Source organism: Propionivibrio soli (genome assembly GCF_025770765.1).
Classification (GTDB): Bacteria; Pseudomonadota; Gammaproteobacteria; order Burkholderiales; family Rhodocyclaceae; genus Propionivibrio; species Propionivibrio soli.
On record NZ_JANZKY010000005.1, the window covers coordinates 57,945 to 82,541 of the forward strand.

Genomic DNA, 24,597 nt, shown 5'->3' on the forward strand with positions numbered 1-24,597 from the left:
TCGCTTACGGGATGAGATGACCGACGATCAACTCGTGCGTTACAGCCGCCACATTCTGCTCAATGAGGTGGGTATCGAGGGGCAATTAAAGATCATCGAATCGCAAGTGCTCGTCGTGGGGGCCGGAGGCCTTGGTTCTCCCGCCGCTTTGTACCTTGCGTCCGCGGGTGTCGGGCGCCTCGTTATCGCTGATGGTGACAACGTCGATCTGACCAACCTGCAGCGGCAAATCCTGCACACCGAGGCACGCGTTGGGCAAGCCAAGGTGCTTTCCGCCCAGACCGCCCTGGGAAGTATCAATTCCGACGTTGTCGTCGAACCTATCGCCCAACGGTTGTCCGATGACGCGCTCGACGAGGTTGTCGGGCGCGTCAATCTCGTCGTCGATTGCTGTGACAACTTCGCCACACGGCACGCTGTAAACCGCGCTTGTGTGAAACACCGCAAACCCCTCGTTTCCGGCGCCGCCATCCGCTTCAGCGGGCAATTGGCGGTATTCGACCCACGGCGCCCTGACACACCGTGCTACCACTGTCTTTTTCCCGAGGGAGAAGACGTCGAGGAAACGCGCTGCGCCGTAATGGGCGTTTTCGCTCCGCTAACCGGAATCATCGGAACAATGCAGGCGGCCGAAGCCTTGAAACTGCTGTCGGGTGCTGGAGAACCGGCCACCGGGCGCTTGCAGTTGCTCAACGGACTGACGATGGAATGGCGTAGTGTTCGGTTCGCCAAGGACCCGGAATGTCCAATCTGCGCGACTCCTGCCTGCCGGCGAATCTGAAAAGATTGACACTCCCATCGATGGATTACACGGAGCAAACCGACGGCACTTGGTAGCCAGAGACAATTGCCATGCGATCGGTATGCAAGCGGAGTTTCTGTGACTCGCTCAGGAAAACCGCGCGACAACCCGCAGATCGGAACCGACGAGACGCGCATCTCGAATTACCAAGGGGCGTTTGTCGTCGAGCGAGCCAAGCGCCGGTAGATCAAACATCCCGCGAGCGGCGTCACCAACTATGCACGGAGCCATATAAAGCAGCAGTTCGTCGAGCAGGCCGGAGTCAAGCAAGGCGCCGTTCAGCCGATATCCGCCTTCGACATGGACTTCATTGAGGCCGCGTCGCCCGAGTTCGCGCAACAAGGCCGGCAGATCGACGCGGCCGTTTCCATCGGTGAATAACGCGACTTCAGCACCGCGAGCAAGCAGAGGCGCCGCTTTCTCCGCGTCTGGATTTGCCGTTGCAACGAGCACGCGCCCCTCGTCGAACAAACGTGCGGACGAAGAAATTTCGAGCCGGTTGTCGATAACGATCTTGAGAGGCTGCCTCGGCGTACCGACGTCGCGAACGTTCAGACGCGGGTCATCGCTGCGCACCGTGCCCGCCCCCGTCAGAATCGCGCAGGCCCGGGCTCGCCAACGGTGCCCGTCCTGGCGTGCTGCAGGGCCGGTGATCCATTGGCTGACGCCATTCTGGAGGGCGGTCTTTCCGTCGAGCGTCGATGCCAGCTTGGTGCGTAACCAGGGCCTGCCGCGCGTCATCCGCCAAACAAAGCCGAGGTTCAATTCTCGCGCTTCGCCGTTGAGCAACCCACACTCGGCGACGATCCCGGCGGCCAGGAGCCTCGCCATTCCCTGGCCGGCGACCTGGGGATTGGGGTCCTCCATCGCGGCCACCACCCGCGCAACCCCTGCATCGATAAGTGCGTCCGTACACGGCGGCGTCCGGCCGTGATGACAACAGGGTTCTAGGGTGACATAGGCGGTTGCCCCGCGCGCCGCCTCACCGGCCTCGGCCAGGGCCACCCTCTCGGCATGTGGCCCGCCGGCTTTTTCGTGCCAGCCTTCGCCGACCACCGTGCCATTCTTGACGAGGACGCAGCCCACGCGGGGATTGGGTGTGGTCGTAAACAAGCCGCGTTCGGCAAGGCGCAGGGCGCGCGCCATGTGCTCGTGGTCGGCGGCGCTGAACATCGGAAAGGCTACCTGCCCCGGCGCTGGCCCGGCCGCGAAACTTCACGGACGAGATCTGAAAACTCGTCCACATCTTCGAAATTGCGATAGACCGAGGCGAAGCGAACGTAAGCGACCTTGTCGAGCTTCTTCAATTCGCGCATGACCATCTCGCCGATTTTCTCGGACGGAATCTCGCGCTCGCCAAGCACCAGTAGCTTTTCTTCGATGCGGGCGAGGGCCGCGTCCACGCCTTCCACCGTCACCGGACGTTTGCGCAGCGCGAGCCAGAGACTGGCGGCGAGCTTGTCGCGGTCAAAGTCAACACGCGAGCCATTTTTCTTAACAACCTGCGGCAAGCGTATCTCAGCACGCTCATAGGTGGAAAAACGCTTGTCGCAGCTCAGGCAACGACGACGGCGTCGAACGATGTCGCCGTCGTCGTTGATCCGCGTATCGGCAACCGTCGTTTCCGCAGCTCCGCAGAATGGGCATTTCATCTCAGAACCTCACCGGCTCCCCGATTTCCGGGAAAAGCGAGGACGCTCGGCGATCACGCACCGTAGACCGGATACTTCTTGCACAGCGCCGCTACTTGTTGGCGCACACGTGCAATGACGCTCTCATCGCTTGGCGCATCGAGGATATCAGCGATGAGATGGGCAACCTCTTCGGCCTCGATCTCGGTAAACCCCCGCGTCGTCATCGCCGGCGTTCCGATTCGGATGCCGGACGTGACCATGGGTTTCTCGGGGTCGTTGGGGATCGCGTTTTTGTTGACCGTGATATGCGCCTTCCCAAGCACCGCTTCGGCTTCTTTGCCCGTGATGTTCTTGGAGCGCAGATCAACGAGGAACACGTGTGATTCGGTGCGTCCCGACACGATGCGCAACCCACGCTGTTCGGCGAGCACGCGTGACATGACGCGGGCATTGGCAACGACCATTTCCTGGTACTCAGCGAATTCTGGGCTGAGCGCTTCCTTGAACGCAGCCGCTTTGGCGGCAATAACATGCATCAATGGGCCGCCTTGCAGGCCGGGGAAGATCGCCGAGTTGATGGCTTTCTCGTGCTCGGCCTTCATCAGGATCACACCGCCGCGCGGTCCGCGCAACGTCTTGTGGGTCGTTGAGGTGACCACGTCGGCAAACGGAACCGGATTCGGATAGCAACCGGCGGCAATCAGTCCGGCGTAGTGCGCCATGTCCACCCAGAAGATGGCACCCACTTCCTTGGCGACCTTGGCGAAGCGTTCGAAATCGATGCGCAACGAGTAGGCCGATGCACCGGCGATGATGATCCGCGGCTTGTGTTCGCGCGCGAGCGCTTCCATGCGGTCATAGTCGATCTCTTCGCTCTCGTTGAGCCCGTAGGCGACAACGTTGAACCATTTCCCCGACATGTTCAGCGGCATGCCGTGCGTGAGGTGTCCGCCTTCCGCCAAGCTCATGCCCATGATCGTGTCGCCCGGCTTAGCGAACGCCATGAGCACGGCTTGGTTGGCCTGGGAACCCGAGTTCGGCTGGACGTTGGCGGCGTCGGCTCCGAAGAGCTTTTTCAAGCGATCAATGGCAATCTGTTCTGCGATATCCACGTACTCGCAACCGCCGTAATAACGCTTGCCCGGATAACCTTCGGCATACTTGTTCGTCAGCTGCGACCCTTGCGCCTGCATCACCGCCTTGCTGACGTAGTTCTCCGAGGCGATGAGCTCGATGTGCTCTTCCTGGCGACGATTCTCCTTCTCGATCGCCTGCCACAGTTCCGGATCAACCACTGCCAAGGTGTCTTTAGCCGAAAACATCGTTTGCCTCACAAGCCATTGAAAAGTGGCGAATTGTAACACGCAGCAACGGGTATTACGGCTCCTCCGGCCCATTCCCCACAGGGGTTAGGTGAGTCACGTCGGCCCACCGCTCGATCGAACAGGACCGTTCTTCGATGCAAATCCAGTTGATGCCTGCATTAGGAATCGCGTAGTTCCGCGGAGTTTCCGGCGGCAATCCGTGGATCCATTGGTAAACCGCGTCGAGTACCCCGCCGTGCGTCACGACGACAATATTTTGCTCGGGATGATAGTCCACCAACTCCTGCAGGCAAGCAATTACCCGCTCGCGGAACTGTCGCCGACTTTCTCCGCCGGGCGGAACATAGTCCGGATCTCGCCGGGCAAACGCTTCGGCATCCGCCGCGTACGTGGCTCGTATCTCTGCAATCGTCATCCCCTCGCAACGGCCGAAATTGCGTTCGCGTAACGCAACCAGGGGGACGACGGGCAAGCCGAGCGCCTCTGCGATCGGAGCCGCGGTACGCCTGGCGCGCTGAAGGTCGCTGCTATAAATGGCCGCCGCGGAAGTCCCGGCGAAAGCGAGCCCGGCCGCGAGGGCTTGCGCCTCCCCCACGCGATTCAACGGCAGATCCCGGTGACCCTGCATACGTAACGCCACATTCCAGTCCGTCTGTCCGTGACGGACCAAGCAAATCCTCGTCATTCCTTTTCCATGTATCGCAATTCGATACGTCAATAGGCGTTGGGAACGGTACCCTGACGCCACAGCTTCGGGAACGGTCTCATCGTGACCGTCACCAGCCTTCTGTGGGATAATCGCGCGTTCCCCCTCGCCACCTGCAGATCTGGGCTGCGCCTGCTGAAGAAGCGGAATCTTGCAGCAACCGGGCACGAGTGTCGATCGCCGAACGTCAAAAGAACATTAACAGATTCAATCTCGAAGGAATGCCCGTGAACGCCCTCCTTAAGCTGTCACGCGCGATTGACGCGTTGACCGAACGAATCGGCAAGATCGCCCTCTGGGTGGTCCTGATCGTCGTGCTAATCAGCGCCGGCAACGCGGTGATGCGTTACACCCTGAACTTCAGTTCCAACGCTTTTCTCGAGGTCCAGTGGAACCTGTTCGGCCTGATTTTCCTTTCCTGCTCGGGCTATACCCTGCTCAGAAACGAACATGTGCGCATCGATCTGATATCGGGCCGGTTCTCAAGGCGCACTCAAGCGTGGATCGACGTTTTCGGCATTCTCTTTTTCCTGATGCCAATGGCGGTGGCGATTCTTGTCCTTTCGTGGCCGGTGTTCATGCACGCCTTCGAATCGAGCGAGATGTCCAACAGCGCCGGCGGACTCATCGTCTGGCCTGCTCGCTTGATGGTCCCTGTCGGTTTCCTTCTACTCATCGTGCAAGGGATTTCCGAACTCATAAAAAGAATCGGGTTTCTGAAGGGCCTTTGTCCGGACCCCACATCCAAGCGTAACGAAGTCTCGGCCGAGGAAGAGCTGGCACGGGCGATCCGACAGCGAAAGGGAGCTAAATGATGGCCGAGTTTATCGTCGCGAATATGGCGCCGATCATGTTCGCTTCCATGGTGGCGTTCCTGCTTCTCGGTTTCCCGGTTGCTTTTGCCCTGGCTGCAAATGGGGTCGTTTTCGGACTGCTCGGGATCGAACTCGGGCTGCTCGGTCCGCAGATATTCCAAGCATTGCCCGACCGCATCATGAGCGTGATGTCGAACGAGACGCTCTTGGCAGTACCGTTCTTCACGTTCATGGGGCTCATCCTCGAGCGCTCCGGCATGGCCGAAGACTTGCTGGAAACGATTGGGCAATTGTTTGGCCCGATACGCGGCGGTCTCGCCTATGCCGTCATTTTCGTCGGCGCTTTACTGGCGGCAACCACGGGGGTCGTCGCCGCCTCAGTAATCTCGATGGGATTGATTTCGCTGCCCATCATGCTGCGCTACGGATACGACAAACGGCTTGCCAGCGGCGTCATTGCCGCCTCTGGAACCCTCGCCCAGATCATTCCACCTTCCCTCGTATTAATTATCATGGCTGACCAACTGGGTCGGTCAGTCGGCGACATGTACGCCGGCGCCTTCATCCCTGGGATGGTGCTGACCGGCCTCTATGTCTCCTACGTGATTGCTGTCTCGATCGTTAAGCCGCACTGGGTGCCAGCGCTCCCACCGGAAGCCCGGACGTTGCGCGGCGTTCGGCTCGCTTTGAGGGTCCTCACAACGCTCGTGCCGCCGTTGCTTCTGATTTTTCTTGTGCTCGGAACGATCTTTCTCGGTATTGCGACACCCACCGAGGGCGGCGCGATGGGAGCGACTGGCGCACTGGTTATGGCAATCGTCCGCAAGCGGCTGAACTTGAAGCTCCTCAAGCAAGCGATGGACAGTACGGCGAAGCTGACGACTTTCGTGGTGTTCGTGCTGATCGGGGCACGGGTATTCTCCTTGACCTTCTATGCCGTCGACGGCCATTTGTGGGTCGAACATTTGTTGGTCTCCCTGCCCGGCGGGCAACTCGGGTTCCTGATCACCGTCAACCTGATGGTCTTCGTGCTTGCATTCTTCCTCGACTACTTCGAGTTGTCGTTCATCGTCGTCCCATTGCTCGCCCCCGTCGCTGAAAAACTCGGCATCGACCTGATCTGGTTCGGGGTGCTGCTTGGCGTCAATATGCAGACGTCCTTCCTGCACCCGCCCTTCGGCTTCGCGCTGTTCTTCCTGCGCTCGGTCGCACCTCAGTCAGTGAAGACGAGCGACATCTATTGGGGTGCCATTCCTTTCGTCTGCCTGCAGGTCCTGATGGTTCTGCTGGTTATCCTTGTCCCGCAGATGGTGACTGTCAGCCTGGACAAACAGACCACGGTGGACGTGAACTCCGTCGAGATCGTATTGCCGGAAACCAACTACGACGAGCCGTCTGAGACTCCGTCAGAAGAAGCTCCGGCGGAAGGTGAAACGGCGGCGCCTGAACAGCCGCCGACGGACTCAAAATAAAAATCGGCAAAGGTCCGAGGAAGTCTGGAAAACAAAAACGGGGGCAAAAGCCCCCGTTTCCTTTGTTGCTGCTTTGACTTAGCTCTTGCGGCTAAACATGAACTTGGCGTACTCGTTCTCCGCCACGCGGAACCAGAGGTTTTGCTCGTCCAGGAATTTTTTGTAGTCGTCGTAAATTTTCTTGAACTCAGGATTCTTCGCCGACGTTTCCGCGTAATACTCCATAGCCGCCTTGTAACTCGCCTCCATGACATCTTTCGGGAAGGGAAGCATCTTGGTACCCGAGGCAAGAAGCTGCTTCAGAGCTACCGGGTTCTTAGCGTCGTACCGTGCGCACATTTCCGCGTCCGTGTCCGCACACGCCGCTTCGATGATCGTCTGATATTCCTTCGGCAATTCAGCCCACTTCTTCGAATTGATGTAAGTCGAAATCTGCGGACCGCCCTCCCACCACGCCGGATAGTAGTAGTACTTGGCGACCTTGTTGAACCCCAGCTTCTGGTCGTCGTACGGGCCGACCCATTCGACCGCGTCGATCGTGCCTTTCTCAAGCGCCGGGTAAATATCGCTCCCGGCGATCTGCTGCGGCACGACGCCGAGCTTCGAAAGCACTGCGCCGGCGAGACCGGCAACGCGCATCTTCATGCCCTTGAAGTCGTTAACGCTCTTGATCTCCTTGCGATACCAACCACCCATCTGCACCCCCGTGTTGCCTGTGGGGAAGGAGACGATGTTCGATTTGGCGAAGAAGTCCGCCATCAACTTGGCCCCGTTGCCCTGCCGATACCAGGCTTTCACCTGACGCGCGTTCATCCCGAACGGGATCGCGGTATCGATGCAGTACGTGGGGTCCTTGCCGAAATAGTAATACGAGCAGGTGAAGCCGATTTCGACCGTACCGTCCTTGACGGCGTCATGAACCCCCGGGCCGGGAACGATTTCGCCTGCCGCGAACAACTGGATTTGCAATTTGCCGCCCGTCATGTCCGAAATCCGCTTGACCAGGAATTCGGCCGAACCGTGCAGGGTGTCCAAGCTCTTCGGGAAACTCGACGCCATCCGCCACTTGATCGTCGGCGCATTCTGCGCGATTGCTGGCACGGCCACCGCACCGGCAGCGATTCCCACACCGGCCTTCTTCAAAAACGAACGTCTTTCCATTGCTTCATCCCCTCCTGGTTATTGGGCCCATATGCAGACGACCGACTGATTATAGCCAAAGCCGCCATGGCTCGACGAAAACGGGGGCAGGAAAAACCGCCGCCGTTCAATTTCCCGCAATTTTCATCTGCTCGATGAGAATTGAACCGACCTGCCTCGAACCCCGTACGGTGACATCGCTCCCGATGGCGGCAACATTCCGGAACATGTCTCGCAGGTTCCCGGCGATCGTTACTTCCTCTACGGCGTGAACGATCTCCCCGTTCTCGACCCAAAAGCCCGCGGCACCGCGCGAATAATCGCCGTTGACGTAGTTGATGCCTTGTCCAAGCAATTCGGTAACGAGCAGGCCACGCCGCATCTTTCTCAACAACCCCACGAAGTCTTCCTCGCCCGGGCGCACGATGAGGTTGTGGCACCCGCCAGCGTTCCCGGTCGTCTGCAACCCGAGCTTGCGTGCCGTGTAGGCGCTCAGGAAATAGCCTTGCAGCACGCCGTCGGTGACGACCTCGCGGTCACGCGTTGCGACGCCATCGTTGTCGAAGGGAGAGCTGGCGAGGCCACCCAGCAAGTGCGGTCGTTCGCTAATCTGAACGTTCTTCGAGAACACTGATTTGCCGACACTATCGATGAGGAACGACGCTCGACGATACAAGCTACCTCCGCTCGCGGCATGTACGAAATTGCCGATCAGCGAAGCCGCAAGAGGAGCCTCGAAAAGCACCGGCACCTTGCAGGTCTTGATCTTGCGAGCGCCGAGCCGTGCCAGCGCGCGGCGTGCTGCATAGTCTCCGATTGCTTCCGGGCTGGCGATTTCCCGCGCGTCACGCGACGTGGAATACCAGTCGTCGCGCTGCATGTTTTCATCCTTGCCAGCGATGACGGAACACGAAAGGTAGTGGCGCGACGTCGGATACCCGCCCATGAAACCGAGGCTGTTCGCCGACACGAACTGCCCCTCTTGAATAGAAGCAGTCGCTCCTTCCGAGTTCGTAACCTGCGGACTGACCGCAAACGCGGCCTCCTCACAACGCCGAGCGAGGTCAACCGCCCCATCAACGGATAGCAACCATGGATGGTACAAGCCTAGGTCACGAAACCCCTGCTCGCGGGTCGCCAGGAGAGTGGTCTCGGGCAGACCGGAGGACGGGTCCGCCGCGGTAAAGCGCGCAATGCTCAACGCGGCATCGACTGTTTCACGCAATGCCGCTGATGAAAAGTCAGAGGTACTCGCGTGCCCTTTGTGCTGGCCAAGATAAACTGTAACGCCGATGCCTTTGTCGCGGTTGTACTCGATCGTTTCTACGTCGCCACAACGGACAGTGACCGCCTGCCCGAACCCTTCGGACACGTCGACCTCACAGTCGCTGGCGCCGGCTTGCCGGGCATGATCGAGAACGTCCTGAGCCAGGGTTTGCAGGTTTTCCAGCCGATGACCAAAGCGGGATTCGGCGGCGGAAGACGAAGGAATGCTCGACATGGGCGCTGTACCGGACACCAAAAACGCTATGATAGCAGTTTGACGCGCAGCGCTTGGCCCGCGGGGCGTGAAGACTGGGACGGCGCCTCGGCGCCATCCTTGACGGGAGCCGAACCCGAAACACGGCGGCAGCGGAGACACAGGCTCTCAACACCGCATTCTTCGCGGCAATCAGAGCGGCTAAGCTTACGGACATTATGGACATCCACGAAGAAGAATCTGCCCCCCTATCGAAGACGCGCCGCAAGAAAGCAATGGATGAACTCCAGACGCTCGGCGAAGAGCTGGTAGCGCTACCGGCAGACCGCGTAAAGAAAATTGCCATCCCCGACGATCTGCGTGACGCCGTCGCCGAAGCACAACGAATGAAACGCCATGACGAAGCGCGTCGGCGCCAAATGCAGTACATCGGCAAGCTGATGCGTAAGGTGGACGCCGAGCCTATCCGCGCTGCGCTCGCCGATGTGCGCGGAGAATCGGCGGGCGAGACGGCGAAGCTCCATCGTATCGAGCGCCTGCGCACCGATTTGCTGGCCGACGAAAAGGTTCTCAACGGTTTGGCGGAGCGCTACCCGGCAGTCGATTTGCAACACTTGCGGTCGCTACGTAGGGCCGCATTGAAGGAGCAGGAGCAAAACCGTCCCCCGCGTAGTTACCGTGCGATCTTCCAGGTGCTCAAGTCATTGGAAAACGAGGGGAGTAGCGGCCACGAACCGGGCGACGAAGCATCGGAAGAATCGACAGGCGAAAGTGCCGGGTAGTCCCGGCACTACGCTACTACGCTAGGCGACAATCTGCTCGCGATAGCGAGCGATTTCGAAGCCGCTTCCGGTTTCCTCGAGTTCGATCGGCGTCAACAGGTAGCGCTGCTCGTCGTGGACGAATTCAAGACTCTCGCGCAGATCGAAACTCGCGGCCGGCATCACGACGCGCGCCTCGCCTGAGCCGTTGCTTTCGCGCAGCCAGATACCGGGAATTGCACCCGTGGCCGAAAAACCCGACGTGCGCGGTCGCAACTCAATGCTCTGCGCTTGACGCGACAACGCCTGAATGCCAACGCTGGCGTGCGCCTCGGACTCCTTGTTGAAGCGTTTCACCATGCCGAGTACCCAGTTGTCGCCACCTTCGGGCTGCATTGCAAGCAAGGCGCCGATCTTCAGCCACTCGCCGAGGTCGTCGACCCCCGCGCCGAAGCCACCGAGACTGACATTCTCGACCACCCAGCTTTCGGCATTGCGCTCCTTACCAATGCGCGCGACGTCGCCGGCGAACACCGTGAAGCAGTCATCGAAGCCTTGCAGCACCGCGATGCGCGCCTTCACGGAGTGACGTTTGTGCTCGCGCTGCGGAGGCTCCGGCGCCCAGTACATCGCCAGATGACGCAGCACAGGCAGCAATACTTTCGCCAGGTATTCACCACCAAGGTTTAGATCGGAGGGAATCTCGCCGCGTTCGACAACCCGCACCAGCTCGTTTAACGCCTGAGGAGCCGTACCGGGCGAGAAGAAACGCAAGGAAGAGGAGAGTCGCTCCGGCTTGCGCGCCAAGCGCACGGGCGGTGAGCCGCTCGCCACATCGACCCAGTAAACGCTATCAGGTTGGCAATCATGCGAGAACGCGAAACGCTGCTGGAAATGCGCAATAAGACGATCGGCAAGCTCGATCTCAAGCGGCATCAGGCTATCGGTGGAGGAAGCATGGAAAATGAGCGCCTGCAAATATTGCTGCGCAACGTTCGTCGTCGCCGGATGCCCGGGATAAAGCTGTACCTGTTTTTGGGCGTAACCGCCAGCCTCCGCTGCCAAGTACGGACGTCCCAGGCCGCGCCAAAGGTCTTCGCCGATGGGGCCATAGCGCAACTCCACCCACTTCAGTTGCATTGCCCGCGCGGCGACCGCGCGGGCTGCCGCAAGCGGCAGCATCGGCTTCAGGGCCTCGCTGGCCTTTTCCTTGGGATTACGCTGTGCCACGTCGATGCAGCGGGCGTAAAGGCTCGAAACCTCTCCCGCGTAGTTGTAGCACATCGTCCACAATCGACGCTCGTCACTCTTGGAAAGTCGGGGAGAATTGAGGTAGTCCCTCGACAAGCGGCGTAACGAATGCTGGGCCGCGTCATCCAGTTGCCGCACTACGTCGAAAAGCTGATCGATACGGAAATCGTCGGCCGTCTGCAGCGACTCGTACCAACCGTAGATTTCATCGACGGCGCGAAATGCGTTATCGAGCGGCAGTTCCGCGAGAATGCGCTTGAGTTCCTTGGCGTCGCCGAGCGGATGATCCGGGCGCGACGAAAAAAGCTTCAAGATCATGGCAGGCAGTCCTTGATCCCCGGTTTCATGGGGAGAAGTGGCAATTTATCCCGACAGTATAAGGCGGGCCCCGAAAGCTGCAAGCCGCGCACTGGCAGGTGCGAAAACGTCTTGAAACCCCCATTGAAAGTGGGCGGGAGAGGCCAATCTATTACAATACTCAGGATCATCCCTGGATACATCGACGCCATGAAGCCGTACCTCGACCTGATGCGCCACGTGCTGGAGCACGGAGTTTCCAAAGCAGACCGTACTGGCACGGGCACCCGTTCAGTCTTCGGCTGGCAAATGCGTTTCGACCTCGAAGCAGGCTTTCCTGTGCTGACGACGAAGAAGCTTCACCTGCGTTCGATCATCCATGAACTGCTATGGTTTCTGCAGGGCGATACGAATATCCGTTATCTGAAGGAAAACGGCGTGCGCATTTGGGACGAATGGGCCGACGAGAACGGCGATCTCGGCCCGGTGTACGGCCACCAATGGCGACACTGGAAGACGCCAGACGGGCGCGAAATCGACCAGATCGCGCAATTGGTGGACGGGCTGAAAAAGAACCCGGACTCGCGCCGGCACATCGTCACCGCATGGAATCCGGCCGACGTCGACCGCATGGCGCTGCCGCCCTGCCACGCCTTGTTCCAACTCTACGTCGCCCCTCCGTTGCCGGGGGGGGCCGATCCGCGTCCGCGGCTGTCGTGCCAGCTTTATCAACGCAGCGCCGACATCTTCCTTGGCGTTCCCTTCAATATCGCCTCATACGCGCTGCTAACGATGATGCTCGCGCAAGTCTGCGGCTACCGCGCCGGCGATTTCGTACACACCTTTGGCGACGCGCACCTTTACAGCAACCATTTCGAGCAAGCTCGGCTGCAGCTAAACCGCGATCCCCGACCGCTTCCCACGATGCGCATCAACCCGGACGCCCGCGACATTTTTGCCTTCCGTTTTGAGGATTTCACGCTCGAAGGCTACGATCCGCATCCGCACATCGCTGCTCCCGTGGCTGTCTAGCTCGGCATGGCCCGCAAGCCGATGATCTCGTTGATCGCCGCCGTTGCCGCCAACGGAGTCATCGGCGACGGCAACAAGCTGCTCTGGCACCTGCCGGAAGACATGCGCCACTTCCGCGAAACGACACGTGGGAAACCGGTGATCATGGGGCGCAAGACGTGGGAGTCATTACCCGACTCGTTCCGGCCATTGCCAGGGCGGAAGAACATCGTGATCAGCCGGAACCGAAACTACGATGCACCAGGCGCGACGCTGGCAAATTCGCTCGCAGAAGCGATTCGTCTCGCCGAAGATATGCAGGAAATCTTCATCATCGGCGGCGCTCAAATATATGCCGAGGCTCTAGCGCTTGCCGATCGTCTCTATCTCACCGAGATCGAAGCACCCTTTGCGGGCGACGCCAGCTTTCCCCAAGTCTCGCCCGCCGACTGGAACGAGATCGAGCGTCGACAGCCGGACACACGTACGACGCCCGCTTTCTCCTTTGCCGTCTATGAGCGACGGAACAAGCGCGCCGCCGCCTGACCCTTCCCGGCCCCTTTAGCGCACGCAGTCGACGTAATACGTAGTCTTGCCGTCCACGACTTCCTTGACGAGCCCGTGGATGTCGGTTTCGAATCCCGGGAACTGCTCATTGAACATGCGGGCGAATTTGAGGTAACGCACGATCGTCGCGTTGAAGCGCTCGCCGGGAATCAGCAGCGGTATGCCGGGAGGATACGGTGTCAGCAACGTGCTGGTGATGCGGCCTTCCAGTTCATCCAGCGGAACCCGGTCGATTTCACGGTGAGCCATTTTGGCGAACGCCTCCGTCGGCTTCATCGCCGGGACCATGTCCGAAAGGTACATCTCCGTCGTCAATCGTGCCACGTCGTTCACCGAATACACGCCATGGATCAAGTGGCACAGATCCTTCAGCCCGATGCGCTCGTAGCAGGGATACTTGGCGACGAATTGCGGGAGGATCCGCCACAGCGGCTGGTTCTTGTCGTAGTCATCCTTGAACTGCTGCAACTCGGTGACCATCGTGTTCCAGCGGCCTTTGGTGATGCCGATGGTAAACATGATGAAGAACGAGTACAGGCCGCACTTCTCGACAATGACACCGTGCTCAGCGAGGTATTTGGTGACGATGAATGCCGGAATGCCGTGGTCCGCAAAATCGCCGTCGAGGGCGAGTCCCGGTGTAATGACGGTCGCTTTGATCGGGTCGAGCATGTTGAAGCCGTCGGACAGTTGGCCGAAGCCGTGCCAGCGATCGCCGGGTTTGAGCATCCAAGACTCGCGCTCCTCGATCCCTTCCTCGGAGAGATCGTCGGGCCCCCAGACCTTGAACCACCAGTCGTTCTCGCCCCACTCCTCGTCCACCTTGCGCATCGCGCGGCGGAAATCGAGGGCTTCGGCGATCGACTCTTCGACGAGCGCTGTACCACCGGGCGCTTCCATCATCGCGGCGGCGACGTCGCAAGAAGCAATGATCGAGTACTGCGGCGACGTCGAGGTGTGCATCAGATACGCTTCGTTGAAAACGCTTCGGTCGAGTTCACGAACCTCCGAGTTCTGAACCAGGATCTGTGAGGCTTGCGAAAGACCGGCCAATAGTTTGTGCGTCGATTGAGTCGAAAAGACCATCGACTCCTTGCATCGCGGGCGATCGGCCCCGATCGCATGGTAATCGCCATAGAAGTCGTGAAACGCCGCATGCGGCAGCCAGGCCTCATCGAAGTGCAGGGTGTCGATCTTGCCGTCGAGCATTTCCTTGATTTCCTCGACGTTGTAGAGGATGCCGTCATAGGTGCTCTGCGTTATCGTCAGCACGCGTGGCTTGGCCTTCACGTCACGTGCGAACGGGTGCGCAGCGATCTTCTTTTGGATGTTCTCCCAGCGAAATTCTTCCTTCGGGATCGGGCCGATGATCCCGAAGTGATTGCGCGTCGGCATCAGGAACACGGGCACCGCGCCAGTCATGATGATCGAGTGGAGCACCGACTTGTGGCAGTTACGGTCGACGATAACCACGTCGCCCGGCGCCACCGTCGAGTGCCAGACGATCTTGTTCGACGTCGACGTCCCGTTGGTGACGAAGAACAGATGGTCTGCGTTGAAAATGCGCGCCGCATTACGCTCCGACGCGGCGACCGGACCGGTATGGTCGAGAAGTTGGCCAAGTTCCTCAACCGCATTGCATACGTCGGCGCGCAGCATGTTTTCGCCGAAGAACTGATGGAACATCTGGCCGACCGGGCTCTTCAGGAAAGCCACGCCACCGGAGTGTCCGGGGCAGTGCCAGGAAAACGAACCGTCGGCAGCATAGTGGGTCAGCGCACTGAAAAATGGCGGCGGCACGCTCTTCAGGTAGGTTCTTGCCTCGCGAGCGACGTAGCGGCCGATAAACTCCGGCGTGTCCTCGAACATATGGATGAACCCATGCAGTTCGCGCAGCACGTCGTTCGGAATGTGCCGAGAAGTGCGGGTTTCACCGTGCAGGAAGATCGGGATATCGGTGTTGCGGAAGCGGATCTCGTTAACGAACGAGCGCAGGTCGGCGATCGTTTTCTCTGCCTCACCGGAGGTGAACTCCTCGTCGTCGATCGAGAGGATGAAAGCGGACGCCCGGCTTTGCTGCTGGGCGAAGGAGGTCAAATCGCCATAGCCGGTGACACCGAGGACCTCGAAGCCCTCTTTGCGGATCGCGTCGGCGAGTTTGCGGATACCGAGGCCCGACGCGTTTTCGGAACGGAAGTCCTCGTCGATAATGATGACCGGGAAGTTGAAGTGCATGGGTACTCCTGCATTCTGAAGTGGCTCAATAGCCTGGAACGTCGGGGAAGCGGTCGAAGCAGCGCGTTCCGACAACCGGGAACCGCTGCTCATTTGCCTTTAACGGAAGGGATGGCGAAGGGTTACATTTTCGGCAAAGTGACGCCCACTTGCCCCTGATACTTGCCGCCGCGATCGCGGTAAGAAGTCTCGCACTCTTCGTCCGACTCGAAGAAGAGAACCTGCGCCACACCCTCGTTGGCGTAAATCTTCGCCGGCAGCGGTGTCGTGTTGGAGAACTCGAGCGTCACATAGCCTTCCCACTCGGGCTCGAACGGGGTGACGTTGACGATGATGCCACACCGCGCGTAGGTGCTCTTGCCAAGGCAGATGGTGAGGACGCTGCGCGGTATGCGGAAATACTCGACCGTGCGGGCCAGGGCGAACGAATTCGGCGGGATGATGCAGAAGTCGTTCGTCACTTCGACGAAGGAATTGGGATCGAAGTTCTTCGGATCCACGATCGTCGAGTTGATGTTGGTGAACAACTTGAATTCGTTCGAGCAGCGAATGTCGTAACCGTAGCTCGACGTCCCGTACGAAACGATCCTCCGTCCATCGATCGAGCGCACCTGATTGGGCTCGAACGGCTCGATCATGCCGTGTTCCTCCGCCATGCGGCGGATCCACTTGTCGGATTTGATGGACATCGCTGACTACCCGGGATCGGTTGAATAAAGGCCGCTATTTTACGGTTTCCGCAAACGGATGGGGGAAAAGCAAGCAGTGCGTCGAAGACTCGACGAACAGGGCAAGAAAAGCGGCCGTTCGGTACGCCAGGGGGGCCAAGGTCGGGGGCGGACCACGCTTCCGATCACACGACCGTCAGTCCCCGGGATGAAAAGGCCAGCCGCACGCGGTCGATGGATTCCTGTGTCGGTGGCTCGGTATCGCCCAACTGGTAGGACAGGCCAAGTTCTTTCCATTTGAACTCGCCCATTTTGTGGAAGGGAATCACCTCGACGCGCTCGACCGTCTTCAGCGAGGACACGAAATCAGCAAGCCCCTCGACGTTCGCGCGGTCGTCCGTCAAGCCGGGAACGAGCACGAAGCGTATCCACATCGTGCGGCCCATGCGCTCCAGGCGACGGGCGAAATCGAGTGTCGGCTGCAGGTCAACGCCGGTCACGCGCCGATAGGTTTCCGGATCGGACGATTTGATGTCGAGCAGGACGAGGTCCGTGTCGGCGAGCATCGCGTCGGTGGCTTTGGCCCCAAGATAACCCGTCGTATCGATCGCCGTATGTACGCCCATCTCCTTACAACCGCGGAGGAGCGAAGCCACAAACTTTGGCTGCACCAACGGTTCCCCGCCGCTGATCGTCACCCCGCCTTTGGCTCGCTGGAGAAACCCGGCAGTCTTCTCAATCTTGTCCAGCAGCAGGCCGGACGAGATCAAGCGGCCCCATTTCATCTTTAAACTGTCGGGGTTGTGGCAATAGAGGCAGCGCAAGGGGCACCCCTGCGTAAAGATCACGAAGCGTACACCCGGGCCGTCTACCGTGCCCAGTGTTTCTATGGAATGGATATAGCCGACGACCGGCTCCGTTTTTCGCGGACGCGACTTGATCTTCATTGCAGCGACTCGAACTTAGGTGTAACGGTAGGACAAACCCGAAGCGGCCCGTACAGTGGCCGCCCCCGGTTCTCCTCAGGACACGGCCGCCAGCGCCTGCCGACAAGCGGGCAACCGGCGCTCCGTAGTCATCACGATCACAGGCAGGACGCGGAAGCCAGTTTCTCGTGGAAGGTGCGGTTGATGACGTCTTGCTGCTGCTCGCGCGTCAGCTTGATGAAGTTGACGGCGTAACCGGACACGCGGACGGTCAGCTGCGGGTACTTCTCCGGATGGTCCATTGCGTCTTGGAGCGTCTCGCGGGTAAACACATTCACGTTGATGTGCTGACCACCCTCGCCGAAGTAGCCATCGAGCAGTCCGACCATGTTCCCCACGCGCTCCGCGGCGGTCTTGCCAAGCGCCTTCGGCACCACCGAGAAGGTATACGAGATGCCGTCCTGCGCATGCTCGTAGTCGATCTTGGCCACCGAGCGCATCGACGCCATGGCGCCCTTCATGTCGCGGCCATGCATCGGGTTGGCACCCGGAGCGAACGGTTCCCCGGCTTTGCGGCCGTCCGGGGTGTTGCCCGTCTTCTTGCCGTACACGACGTTCGAGGTGATAGTCAGCACCGACTGTGTATGCATTGCATCGCGATAGGTCGGATGTTGGCGCAACTTCTCCATGAAACTCTTGACCACAGTCGTCGCGATCTCGTCGACGTTGTCGTCGTCGTTGCCGAACATCGGAAATTCGCCGTCGATCTGGTAATCGACCGCCAGCCCCGTCTCGTCCCGAATGACGTGCACCTTGGCGTACTTGATCGCCGAGAGTGAATCGGCGACGACCGACAAGCCGGCGATGCCGCAGGCCATCGTGCGCAGGATGTGCATGTCGTGCAGCGCCATCTCGACGCGCTCGTAGGCGTAGCGGTCGTGCATGTAGTGGATGACGTTGAGCGCATTGACGTACGTTCCGGCCAGCCAGTCAAGCACGTGGTCGAAGCGGGACATGACTTCGTCATACCTCAGCACGTTGGTGGTGATCGGTGCGAAGGGCGTTGTCACCTGCTTGCCGGTGATTTCGTCGCGCCCGCCGTTGATCGCGTACAGCAGAGCCTTCGCGAGGTTGACACGAGCACCGAAGAATTGCATCTGCTTGCCGGTGCGCATCGCCGATACGCAGCACGCGATCGAGTAGTCGTCGCCCCAATACTGGCGCATCAGATCGTCGCTCTCGTACTGGATCGAACTCGTCTCGATCGACTGCTTGGCGCAATAGTCCTTGAAGCCCTTGGGCAGCAATTGCGACCAGAGCACCGTCAGATTCGGCTCGGGTGCCGGGCCGAGCGTCGTCAGCGTATGCAGGAAACGGAAACTGTTCTTGGTGACCAGCGGACGGCCGTCAATACCCACACCACCAATGGCCTCCGTCACCCAGGTCGGGTCGCCAGAGAACAGTGAGTTGTAATCATGCGTCCGCAGGAACCGCACCATACGGAGCTTGATGACGAGGTCGTCGATCAATTCCTGCGCATCAACTTCAGTCATCAACCCTTCGTTGATGTCGCGCTCGACGTAGATGTCGAGGAAGGTGCTGACGCGGCCAAGAGACATGGCGGCGCCGTTCTGTTCCTTGATTGCGGCGAGGTAGCCGAAGTAGGTCCACTGCACGGCTTCCTGGGCATTGCGCGCCGGCTTCGAGATATCGAAACCGTAGCTCGCTGCCATTTCGCGGAGCTCTTCCAGCGCCATGATCTGGCGCGACAATTCTTCACGCAGCCGGATCGTCTCTTCCTTGATCACATCGAGGCGCAACTCGTGCTTCTGCGATTTCTTGTCCTCGACAAGGCGGTCGAGACCATACAGCGCCACGCGACGGTAGTCGCCAATGATGCGACCACGGCCGTAGGCATCCGGCAGCCCGGTGATGATCGCCGAACTGCGCGCACGCAGCATGTCTTCGGTATACGCGTCGAATACGCCCTGGTTGTGCGTGCGGCGGTATTCGCTGAATACGCGTTCGATCTCTGGATCGATCTGGTAGCCGTATTCCTTGAGAGCCTGCGCCGCCATGCGGATGCCGCCGAACGGCATCATCGCGCGCTTCAAAGGTTTGTCGGTTTGAAGGCCGACAATCTTCTCGAGCTTCTTGTCGATGTACCCCGGCGCGTGCGTGGCAATGTTGCCGACGACATGGGTATCGGCGTCCAGGACGCCGCCCTTGTCACGTTCGATCTTGTACAGTTCGAGCACCTGTTGCCAGACCTTCTGCGTGCGCTCGGTCGCGGAAGCCAGGAACGTGTCGTCGCCAAGGTAGGGCGTGTAGTTGCGATGGATGAAGTCACGGACGTTGATCTCCTTCGTCCACCGACCTGCCTCGAAACCTTCCCAAGCGTTCTCACGCACAGCCGCAGCTGGCGCTGCCGCTTCCGCCTGGCGCTTGGTTTCCGTGGTGGTCAGGGCCGCTTTCTTCACTCTGGCCATTCTGTGTTTCCTCCGTCATTAAAAATTCGTGTTCCCAGGCCGGCGCTTCGCAGCACCAGGCCCGATTCAAATTCAGTAAGCTTCTGGCGCGTCGTTCTGCGCATACGCAACCGTCTGGCCCGCCAAGCCGGACTCGGTGCTGACCCGATCCGCCTCCGCGATCGACGGTCGCGATGTAAACCAGTAACCGGCCCCCATGAACAGGACACCGCTGGTCGCGTTACCCAGCGTCGACCACAACAGGTTGTGCAGCCAGCCGGCCAGATTGACCGTCGGATCGCCGCCACCCAACACGCCAATGCTCAAGCCCGTCATGTTGGCAACACTGTGTTCGTAGCCGCTGGCAATGAAACCGAGCAGGCACCAGAAGATCAGGATGCACTTCGCCGCGTCGCTCTTGGTGCGCGCCGTCATCCACACGGACAGACACACGAGCCAATTGCACAGCATGCCCCGGGCGAAAATCTGGAGAGCCGACGCGTGCATCTTGTGGCCCACGATATCGTAGAGAACCGTTCCCCCAACCAGATTGCCGCCGCCGGAGACGAGAAAAATCGAGGTCACCAGCAGCGCCCCGGCGAGGTTGCCAACCCACGTGAGCGCGCACAGCCGGATCGAATCGCTCAGCTTCGTCTGTCCGCGCAGCCAGCCAAGCGACATGTACATGGTGTAACCGGTGAAGAGTTCCGAACCGGCAAAGATGACCAAGGTCAGCGAGATACCGAAACACGCGCCCATGACCAACCTGCGTATCGAGGGATCGACATCATTGCCCAGCGTGAAGATCAGGATGATCGCTAGCCCGACATACGCTCCGGCCATCATCGCGCCGACAAAAAAACCTGCGGGAGATTGTTTCTGGTACTTGACCTTTTTTGCCGCCAGCTCGGCAAACTTATCGACAGTTTCTAGATACATGGATAACCCAATTGAACAAAAACCGGTCACGGCGGTCCATTGGCCGCTCGCAATAGCGAAAACAAACAAAACGCCACCGGGATTCGGGGAATCCAGACACGCTCAATGCGCGGAACGAAGCTCTTCGAGTGCGACAACCGGGAACATCGGCTCCAGAGAGGAGCAAACGAGCCGATGACGGCATCAAGCCGGGATGGCGAAAACCGCTAATTTTACTCGATATTGTGCTTATTCAGAAGAGGCGTGGGAGGCGCGAGGAGTCGCGGGCCAGATCGCACTCTTACGCGCCGACTTCCGACACCAAGGTTTTGTGGCGCCAACACCTATACCGGCGTCAGGACGTCGTTGCGGCTGATAAAAACTGCCGTTCCCCTGGCTTTCATCTGCGTAACAAAACGCCCGAAGGCGCCGGTGCGCCAGGCATCGGGGCGATCCGCGCCGACATAGAGAACGAGGTCCTCGCCCTGATTGGTCGTGCCGACGACGACCCGCGAACGATCCGGGCGTAACTCCGGTGCCATCGGTTTCTCAAGCCGTTGTGTCTGCAACCAGATGCATTCGTACGTACGGCAAGAGTCGGGCCGCATTTCATACACGGCACACCCCCGGGCGATCTCGCAGTGACGGCACCACGTATCGCCGGGCTTGTCGAGTTCGCGGACCTTCATCGTCTTGCAGCACATGGTGCAACCGTCACATCCGAGCATCCGCACTCCCCTCTTCTTTACTAACCGGGGCTCAGCTGTTCTGAACGACGATGTTCGGGAACTTCGCGCTCATGTCCTTCGAGCGCTCGGCAACCTTGACGGCCACCCGACGAGCAATCGTGCGATAAATGTCCGCCGCTCGCGAGTCGGGAGCACCGACGACCGTCGGCTTGCCGGCATCGGCGAGTTCCCGGATCGAAAGCTCGAGCGGCAAGGCGCCGAGAAATTCTGCGCCGTAGTCTTGGCACATCTTCTCACCGCCACCGTGGCCGAAGATGTGCTCTTCATGGCCGCAATTCGAGCAGATATGGATGCTCATATTTTCGACAAGGCCGATGATCGGGATGCCGACCTTATCGAACATCTTGAGCCCCTTGCGAGCGTCGATCAGCGCAATATCTTGTGGCGTCGTGACGATGATGGCGCCAGTCACCGGCACCTTTTGCGCGAGGGTCAGCTGCGTATCACCGGTCCCCGGGGGCATGTCGACGATCAGGAAGTCGAGATCGCGCCAGTTGGTTTGATTGAGCAGTTGTTCGAGCGCCTGCGTGACCATCGGGCCGCGCCAGACCATCGGCGAGTCGACATCGATCATGAAGCCGATCGACATCGTCTGCACGCCGTACGCCACCAGAGGTTCCATCGATTGCCCGTCCTTCGATTCGGGCTGCTGCCCCGCCAAGCCAAGCATTTGAGGAATCGACGGCCCATAGATGTCGGCATCGAGCAGCCCGACGGTCGCCCCCTCCTGCGCCAGAGCGAGCGCCAGATTGGCCGCAGTGGTGCTCTTGCCGACGCCGCCTTTGCCGGACGCCACAGCAATGATGTTCTTTACGCCAGGCAGCGGCTTGAGATTGCGCTGCACGGCATGGGCGACGATCTTGACTTCCACGTTGGCATCGACCGATGCAACACCGGGGACCGTCTTGAGCGCACTCACGATCGCACTGCGAATCGCTTCAATCTGCGTCTTCGCGGGGTAGCCCAATTCGACGTCCAGCGCTACCCGATCACCATCGATCCGGATGTTCTTTGCCGAACGTGTGGATAGATAGTCTTTCCGAGTGTTCGGATCGATCAGCTCTTTCAACGCCGCCTGCACGGCTTCCAACGTAACCGCCATTCCTCAGCTCCTTGTCGCTATACCCGAGTAAATCTGTAGAGTTTACCGGAAAACTCACCCGCCCGTCCGCGTTTCCTCCGGCTGGAAGCGCTTTGCTAGAATGGCCGTTTTGCCGCGGGCCGCATCGGCCCGTTGCCGAAGACCAACAAGATCCGGAACCGCCTCCATGCCGCGCAAAATTCTCGTCACGTCCGCCCTGCCGTACGCCAACGGCGCCATCCACCTCGGCCATCTCGTCGAATACATCCAGACCGACATCTGGGTGCGTTTCCAGAAGATGCAGCCGAAGGACAAGGTCGCCGAATGCTGGTACGTCTGCGCCGACGACACGCATGGAACGCCCATCATGCTGCGCGCCGAAAAGGACGGCATCACCCCGGAAGCACTGATCGAGCGGGTGCATGGCGAGCATTCGCGGGACTTCGCCGGTTTCCACGTCGCTTTTGACAACTTCTACAGTACCCATTCCCCGGAAACGCAGGAATGCGCGAACACCATCTACGGCCGCCTGAAGGACGCCGGGCTGATTGAAAAGCGCACCATCGAACAGTATTACGACCCGGTCAAGCAGATGTTCCTACCTGACCGCTTCATCAAGGGCGAGTGTCCGAAGTGCGGTACCAAGGACCAGTACGGCGACAACTGCGAGAGTTGCGGTGCTGCCTACACGCCAAACGAATTGAAGAACCCGTATTCCGCAGTTTCCGGGGCAACACCCGAGCTGCGCAACTCCGACCACTATTTCTTCAAGCTCTCCAGCGAAACGTGCCAGAGCTTCCTGCGCCACTGGACGCGCGAGCCCGGACGCCTGCAGTCCGAAGCCTCCAACAAGATGCAGGAATGGCTGGGCGCGGAAGGCGAGAACAAGCTCACCGACTGGGACATTTCACGCGACGCGCCGTATTTCGGCTTCGAAATTCCCGATGCGCCGGGCAAATACTTCTATGTCTGGCTCGACGCGCCGATCGGTTACATGGGCTCATTCAAGAACTTGTGCGCAAGAAAGGGCATCGATTTCGACGCCTACTTCAAGCCGGACACCGAGACCGAGCTGTACCACTTCATCGGCAAGGACATCCTGTACTTCCATGCGCTGTTCTGGCCCGCGGAACTCCAGCATGCTGGTTACCGCACGCCGAGCGGCCTGTGCGTGCACGGTTTCCTGACCGTCGACGGCGCCAAGATGAGCAAATCGCGGGGCACCTTCATCACCGCCGAGAGCTATTTGAAGACCGGCCTCAATCCGGAATGGCTGCGCTACTACTACGCCGCCAAGCTCAATGCGACGATGGAGGACATCGACCTCAACCTCGACGACTTCGTCGCGCGCGTCAATTCCGACCTCGTCGGCAAGTACGTCAACATCGCCAGCCGCTGTGCCGGCTTCATCGGCAAGAAATTCGACGGCAAGCTTGCCGCCACGGATGCCGAATGGTTGAAGCCCTTGCGTGAAGCGTCCGTCTCGATTGCACAGGCCTACGAGGAACGCGAGTTCGGCCGTGCGTTGCGCGAAATCATGACCCTCGCCGACACCGCCAACGTCTTCGTTAACGACAAAAAACCGTGGGAACTCGCCAAGCAAGAGGACAAGGAAACCGAGCTTCACGCCGCCTGCTCACAAGCCATCGAGGCGTTCCGCCTGCTCACTCTGTATTTGAAGCCGGTGTTGCCAAAGGTGGCCGAAGCCGTCGAATCATTCCTCAACGTTGCACCGCTCAACTGGGGCGACGCCGCGACCCCGCTGCCCGTTAGCCACGTTATCAACGCCTACAGCCATCTGATGACGCGCGTCGATCCCAAGCTGATCACCGCACTCGTCGAAGCCAACAAGATCTCTCTAGCCCCCGTTCCCGAAGCGGCACCCCAGAAGCACACGGAGAAACAGGAGAAGGCTGCCGAAAACGCTAAGGCAGTCGCTGAAGCGGGTCCGCATATCTCGATCGACGACTTCATGAAGGTCGAATTGAAAGTGGCGAAGATCGTCGACGCCGGCCACGTTGAAGGCGCCGAGAAACTGATTCGGCTGTCGCTCGACATCGGAGAAGAGAAACCGCGTCAGGTCTTCGCCGGGATCAAGTCAGCTTACGATCCGGCGCAATTGATCGGACGCATGACGGTGATGGTTGCCAACCTGGCTCCGCGCAAGATGAAGTTCGGTCTAAGCGAAGGCATGATCCTCGCCGCATCGGATCCGGAAGGAAAGGCGCCGGGGATTTTTCTGCTCGCCCCGGACGCGGGTGCAATGCCAGGAATGCGCGTAAAATAACCCT

Annotated in this window: 21 protein-coding genes; 7 read left to right on the forward strand and 14 right to left on the reverse strand. The window is 59.7% G+C overall.

Annotated elements, in window-relative coordinates; genetic code table 11:
* Positions 1-16 precede the first annotated feature (16 nt).
* Positions 17-781, forward strand: coding sequence for a HesA/MoeB/ThiF family protein (locus tag NZ453_RS06840; RefSeq protein WP_263769722.1), 765 nt, complete (start codon positions 17-19; stop codon positions 779-781).
* A 108-nt stretch (positions 782-889) separates the two neighbouring features.
* Here the strand turns inward: NZ453_RS06840 and ribD are convergent, their stop codons facing one another.
* Genes ribD through NZ453_RS06860 form a run of 4 tightly spaced genes read right to left on the reverse strand, consistent with a single transcriptional unit; the run spans position 890 to position 4,446 of the window.
* On the reverse strand, positions 890-1,975 hold the full coding sequence (ribD, locus tag NZ453_RS06845; RefSeq protein WP_263769723.1) for a bifunctional diaminohydroxyphosphoribosylaminopyrimidine deaminase/5-amino-6-(5-phosphoribosylamino)uracil reductase RibD: 1,086 nt from the start codon (positions 1,973-1,975) through the stop codon (positions 890-892).
* A gap of 8 nt (positions 1,976-1,983) precedes the next feature.
* Positions 1,984-2,454 (reverse strand): transcriptional regulator NrdR, encoded by a 471-nt coding sequence (gene nrdR / locus NZ453_RS06850; protein WP_263769724.1) that lies wholly within the window; start codon positions 2,452-2,454, stop codon positions 1,984-1,986.
* Between the two features lie 53 nt (positions 2,455-2,507).
* Positions 2,508-3,758: a serine hydroxymethyltransferase gene (glyA, locus tag NZ453_RS06855; protein WP_263769725.1), complete on the reverse strand. Its 1,251-nt coding sequence runs from the start codon at positions 3,756-3,758 to the stop codon at positions 2,508-2,510.
* A 55-nt stretch (positions 3,759-3,813) separates the two neighbouring features.
* Positions 3,814-4,446 (reverse strand): histidine phosphatase family protein, encoded by a 633-nt coding sequence (locus NZ453_RS06860; protein ID WP_263769726.1) that lies wholly within the window; start codon positions 4,444-4,446, stop codon positions 3,814-3,816.
* 242 nt (positions 4,447-4,688) lie between these two features.
* Here NZ453_RS06860 and NZ453_RS06865 point away from each other — a divergent pair, with 242 nt between their 5' ends.
* Together NZ453_RS06865 and NZ453_RS06870 are read left to right on the forward strand one after the other, a co-directional pair.
* Positions 4,689-5,282 carry a TRAP transporter small permease subunit gene (locus NZ453_RS06865; RefSeq protein WP_275983100.1) on the forward strand — a complete coding sequence of 198 codons (594 nt, stop codon included), beginning with the start codon at positions 4,689-4,691 and terminating at the stop codon, positions 5,280-5,282.
* The gene (locus tag NZ453_RS06870) at positions 5,282-6,754 is read left to right on the forward strand and encodes a TRAP transporter large permease (protein ID WP_263769945.1); all 1,473 of its coding nucleotides are present in this window, start codon (positions 5,282-5,284) and stop codon (positions 6,752-6,754) included. The genes NZ453_RS06865 and NZ453_RS06870 overlap by 1 nt, the downstream gene beginning before the upstream one ends.
* Positions 6,755-6,832: 78 nt before the next feature.
* On the opposite strand, the gene NZ453_RS06875 is transcribed toward NZ453_RS06870, so the two are convergent.
* Positions 6,833-7,915, reverse strand: a complete 1,083-nt coding sequence (locus NZ453_RS06875) for a TRAP transporter substrate-binding protein (RefSeq protein ID WP_263769728.1) — start codon at positions 7,913-7,915, stop codon at positions 6,833-6,835.
* A gap of 106 nt (positions 7,916-8,021) precedes the next feature.
* A complete protein-coding gene (pmbA, locus tag NZ453_RS06880) occupies positions 8,022-9,395 on the reverse strand; it encodes a metalloprotease PmbA (RefSeq protein ID WP_263769729.1) in 1,374 nt (457 codons plus the stop codon).
* Positions 9,396-9,592: 197 nt separating this feature from the next.
* On the opposite strand from pmbA, the gene yjgA reads away from it, so the two are divergent.
* On the forward strand, positions 9,593-10,156 hold the full coding sequence (yjgA, locus tag NZ453_RS06885) for a ribosome biogenesis factor YjgA (RefSeq protein ID WP_263769730.1): 564 nt from the start codon (positions 9,593-9,595) through the stop codon (positions 10,154-10,156).
* Between the two features lie 21 nt (positions 10,157-10,177).
* Here the strand turns inward: yjgA and NZ453_RS06890 are convergent, their stop codons facing one another.
* Positions 10,178-11,704 carry a hypothetical protein gene (locus NZ453_RS06890; RefSeq protein ID WP_263769731.1) on the reverse strand — a complete coding sequence of 509 codons (1,527 nt, stop codon included), beginning with the start codon at positions 11,702-11,704 and terminating at the stop codon, positions 10,178-10,180.
* Positions 11,705-11,893: 189 nt separating this feature from the next.
* Here NZ453_RS06890 and NZ453_RS06895 point away from each other — a divergent pair, with 189 nt between their 5' ends.
* The gene (locus NZ453_RS06895) at positions 11,894-12,715 is read left to right on the forward strand and encodes a thymidylate synthase (RefSeq protein WP_263769732.1); all 822 of its coding nucleotides are present in this window, start codon (positions 11,894-11,896) and stop codon (positions 12,713-12,715) included.
* 6 nt (positions 12,716-12,721) lie between these two features.
* Positions 12,722-13,240 (forward strand): dihydrofolate reductase, encoded by a 519-nt coding sequence (locus NZ453_RS06900; RefSeq protein WP_263769733.1) that lies wholly within the window; start codon positions 12,722-12,724, stop codon positions 13,238-13,240.
* Positions 13,241-13,255: 15 nt separating this feature from the next.
* Here NZ453_RS06900 and NZ453_RS06905 read toward each other — a convergent pair whose 3' ends face one another.
* From NZ453_RS06905 to apbC, 7 genes are all read right to left on the reverse strand, one after another.
* Positions 13,256-15,496: an arginine/lysine/ornithine decarboxylase gene (locus tag NZ453_RS06905; protein ID WP_263769734.1), complete on the reverse strand. Its 2,241-nt coding sequence runs from the start codon at positions 15,494-15,496 to the stop codon at positions 13,256-13,258.
* A gap of 122 nt (positions 15,497-15,618) precedes the next feature.
* Positions 15,619-16,185, reverse strand: coding sequence for a dCTP deaminase (dcd, locus tag NZ453_RS06910; protein WP_263769736.1), 567 nt, complete (start codon positions 16,183-16,185; stop codon positions 15,619-15,621).
* Between the two features lie 164 nt (positions 16,186-16,349).
* On the reverse strand, positions 16,350-17,111 hold the full coding sequence (pflA, locus tag NZ453_RS06915; protein ID WP_263769737.1) for a pyruvate formate-lyase-activating protein: 762 nt from the start codon (positions 17,109-17,111) through the stop codon (positions 16,350-16,352).
* 137 nt (positions 17,112-17,248) lie between these two features.
* The gene (pflB, locus tag NZ453_RS06920) at positions 17,249-19,579 is read right to left on the reverse strand and encodes a formate C-acetyltransferase (RefSeq protein ID WP_263769738.1); all 2,331 of its coding nucleotides are present in this window, start codon (positions 19,577-19,579) and stop codon (positions 17,249-17,251) included.
* 72 nt (positions 19,580-19,651) lie between these two features.
* Complete coding sequence (locus NZ453_RS06925) at positions 19,652-20,497, reverse strand: formate/nitrite transporter family protein (protein WP_263769740.1); 846 nt, start codon at positions 20,495-20,497, stop codon at positions 19,652-19,654.
* Positions 20,498-20,820: 323 nt separating this feature from the next.
* The gene (locus tag NZ453_RS06930; protein WP_263769741.1) at positions 20,821-21,204 is read right to left on the reverse strand and encodes a hypothetical protein; all 384 of its coding nucleotides are present in this window, start codon (positions 21,202-21,204) and stop codon (positions 20,821-20,823) included.
* Between the two features lie 31 nt (positions 21,205-21,235).
* A complete protein-coding gene (gene apbC, locus NZ453_RS06935) occupies positions 21,236-22,327 on the reverse strand; it encodes an iron-sulfur cluster carrier protein ApbC (RefSeq protein WP_263769742.1) in 1,092 nt (363 codons plus the stop codon).
* A 166-nt stretch (positions 22,328-22,493) separates the two neighbouring features.
* On the opposite strand from apbC, the gene metG reads away from it, so the two are divergent.
* The gene (metG, locus tag NZ453_RS06940; RefSeq protein WP_263769743.1) at positions 22,494-24,593 is read left to right on the forward strand and encodes a methionine--tRNA ligase; all 2,100 of its coding nucleotides are present in this window, start codon (positions 22,494-22,496) and stop codon (positions 24,591-24,593) included.
* Positions 24,594-24,597 lie beyond the last annotated feature (4 nt).

Coding starts and splice junctions, on each gene's coding strand:
- yjgA (WP_263769730.1), top strand. CDS start 9,593: ATGGACATCCACGAAGAAGAATCTGCCCCCCTATCGAAGACGCGCCGC.
- NZ453_RS06840 (WP_263769722.1), top strand. CDS start 17: ATGACCGACGATCAACTCGTGCGTTACAGCCGCCACATTCTGCTCAAT.
- metG (WP_263769743.1), top strand. CDS start 22,494: ATGCCGCGCAAAATTCTCGTCACGTCCGCCCTGCCGTACGCCAACGGC.
- NZ453_RS06905 (WP_263769734.1), bottom strand. CDS start 15,496: ATGCACTTCAACTTCCCGGTCATCATTATCGACGAGGACTTCCGTTCC.
- NZ453_RS06870 (WP_263769945.1), top strand. CDS start 5,282: ATGGCCGAGTTTATCGTCGCGAATATGGCGCCGATCATGTTCGCTTCC.
- pmbA (WP_263769729.1), bottom strand. CDS start 9,395: ATGTCGAGCATTCCTTCGTCTTCCGCCGCCGAATCCCGCTTTGGTCAT.
- NZ453_RS06890 (WP_263769731.1), bottom strand. CDS start 11,704: ATGATCTTGAAGCTTTTTTCGTCGCGCCCGGATCATCCGCTCGGCGAC.
- nrdR (WP_263769724.1), bottom strand. CDS start 2,454: ATGAAATGCCCATTCTGCGGAGCTGCGGAAACGACGGTTGCCGATACG.
- pflA (WP_263769737.1), bottom strand. CDS start 17,111: ATGAAGATCAAGTCGCGTCCGCGAAAAACGGAGCCGGTCGTCGGCTAT.
- NZ453_RS06860 (WP_263769726.1), bottom strand. CDS start 4,446: ATGACGAGGATTTGCTTGGTCCGTCACGGACAGACGGACTGGAATGTG.
- apbC (WP_263769742.1), bottom strand. CDS start 22,327: ATGGCGGTTACGTTGGAAGCCGTGCAGGCGGCGTTGAAAGAGCTGATC.
- pflB (WP_263769738.1), bottom strand. CDS start 19,579: ATGGCCAGAGTGAAGAAAGCGGCCCTGACCACCACGGAAACCAAGCGC.
- NZ453_RS06900 (WP_263769733.1), top strand. CDS start 12,722: ATGGCCCGCAAGCCGATGATCTCGTTGATCGCCGCCGTTGCCGCCAAC.
- ribD (WP_263769723.1), bottom strand. CDS start 1,975: ATGTTCAGCGCCGCCGACCACGAGCACATGGCGCGCGCCCTGCGCCTT.
- NZ453_RS06875 (WP_263769728.1), bottom strand. CDS start 7,915: ATGGAAAGACGTTCGTTTTTGAAGAAGGCCGGTGTGGGAATCGCTGCC.
- NZ453_RS06865 (WP_275983100.1), top strand. CDS start 4,689: ATGCCCGTGAACGCCCTCCTTAAGCTGTCACGCGCGATTGACGCGTTG.
- dcd (WP_263769736.1), bottom strand. CDS start 16,185: ATGTCCATCAAATCCGACAAGTGGATCCGCCGCATGGCGGAGGAACAC.
- NZ453_RS06895 (WP_263769732.1), top strand. CDS start 11,894: ATGAAGCCGTACCTCGACCTGATGCGCCACGTGCTGGAGCACGGAGTT.
- NZ453_RS06925 (WP_263769740.1), bottom strand. CDS start 20,497: ATGTATCTAGAAACTGTCGATAAGTTTGCCGAGCTGGCGGCAAAAAAG.
- NZ453_RS06930 (WP_263769741.1), bottom strand. CDS start 21,204: ATGCTCGGATGTGACGGTTGCACCATGTGCTGCAAGACGATGAAGGTC.
- glyA (WP_263769725.1), bottom strand. CDS start 3,758: ATGTTTTCGGCTAAAGACACCTTGGCAGTGGTTGATCCGGAACTGTGG.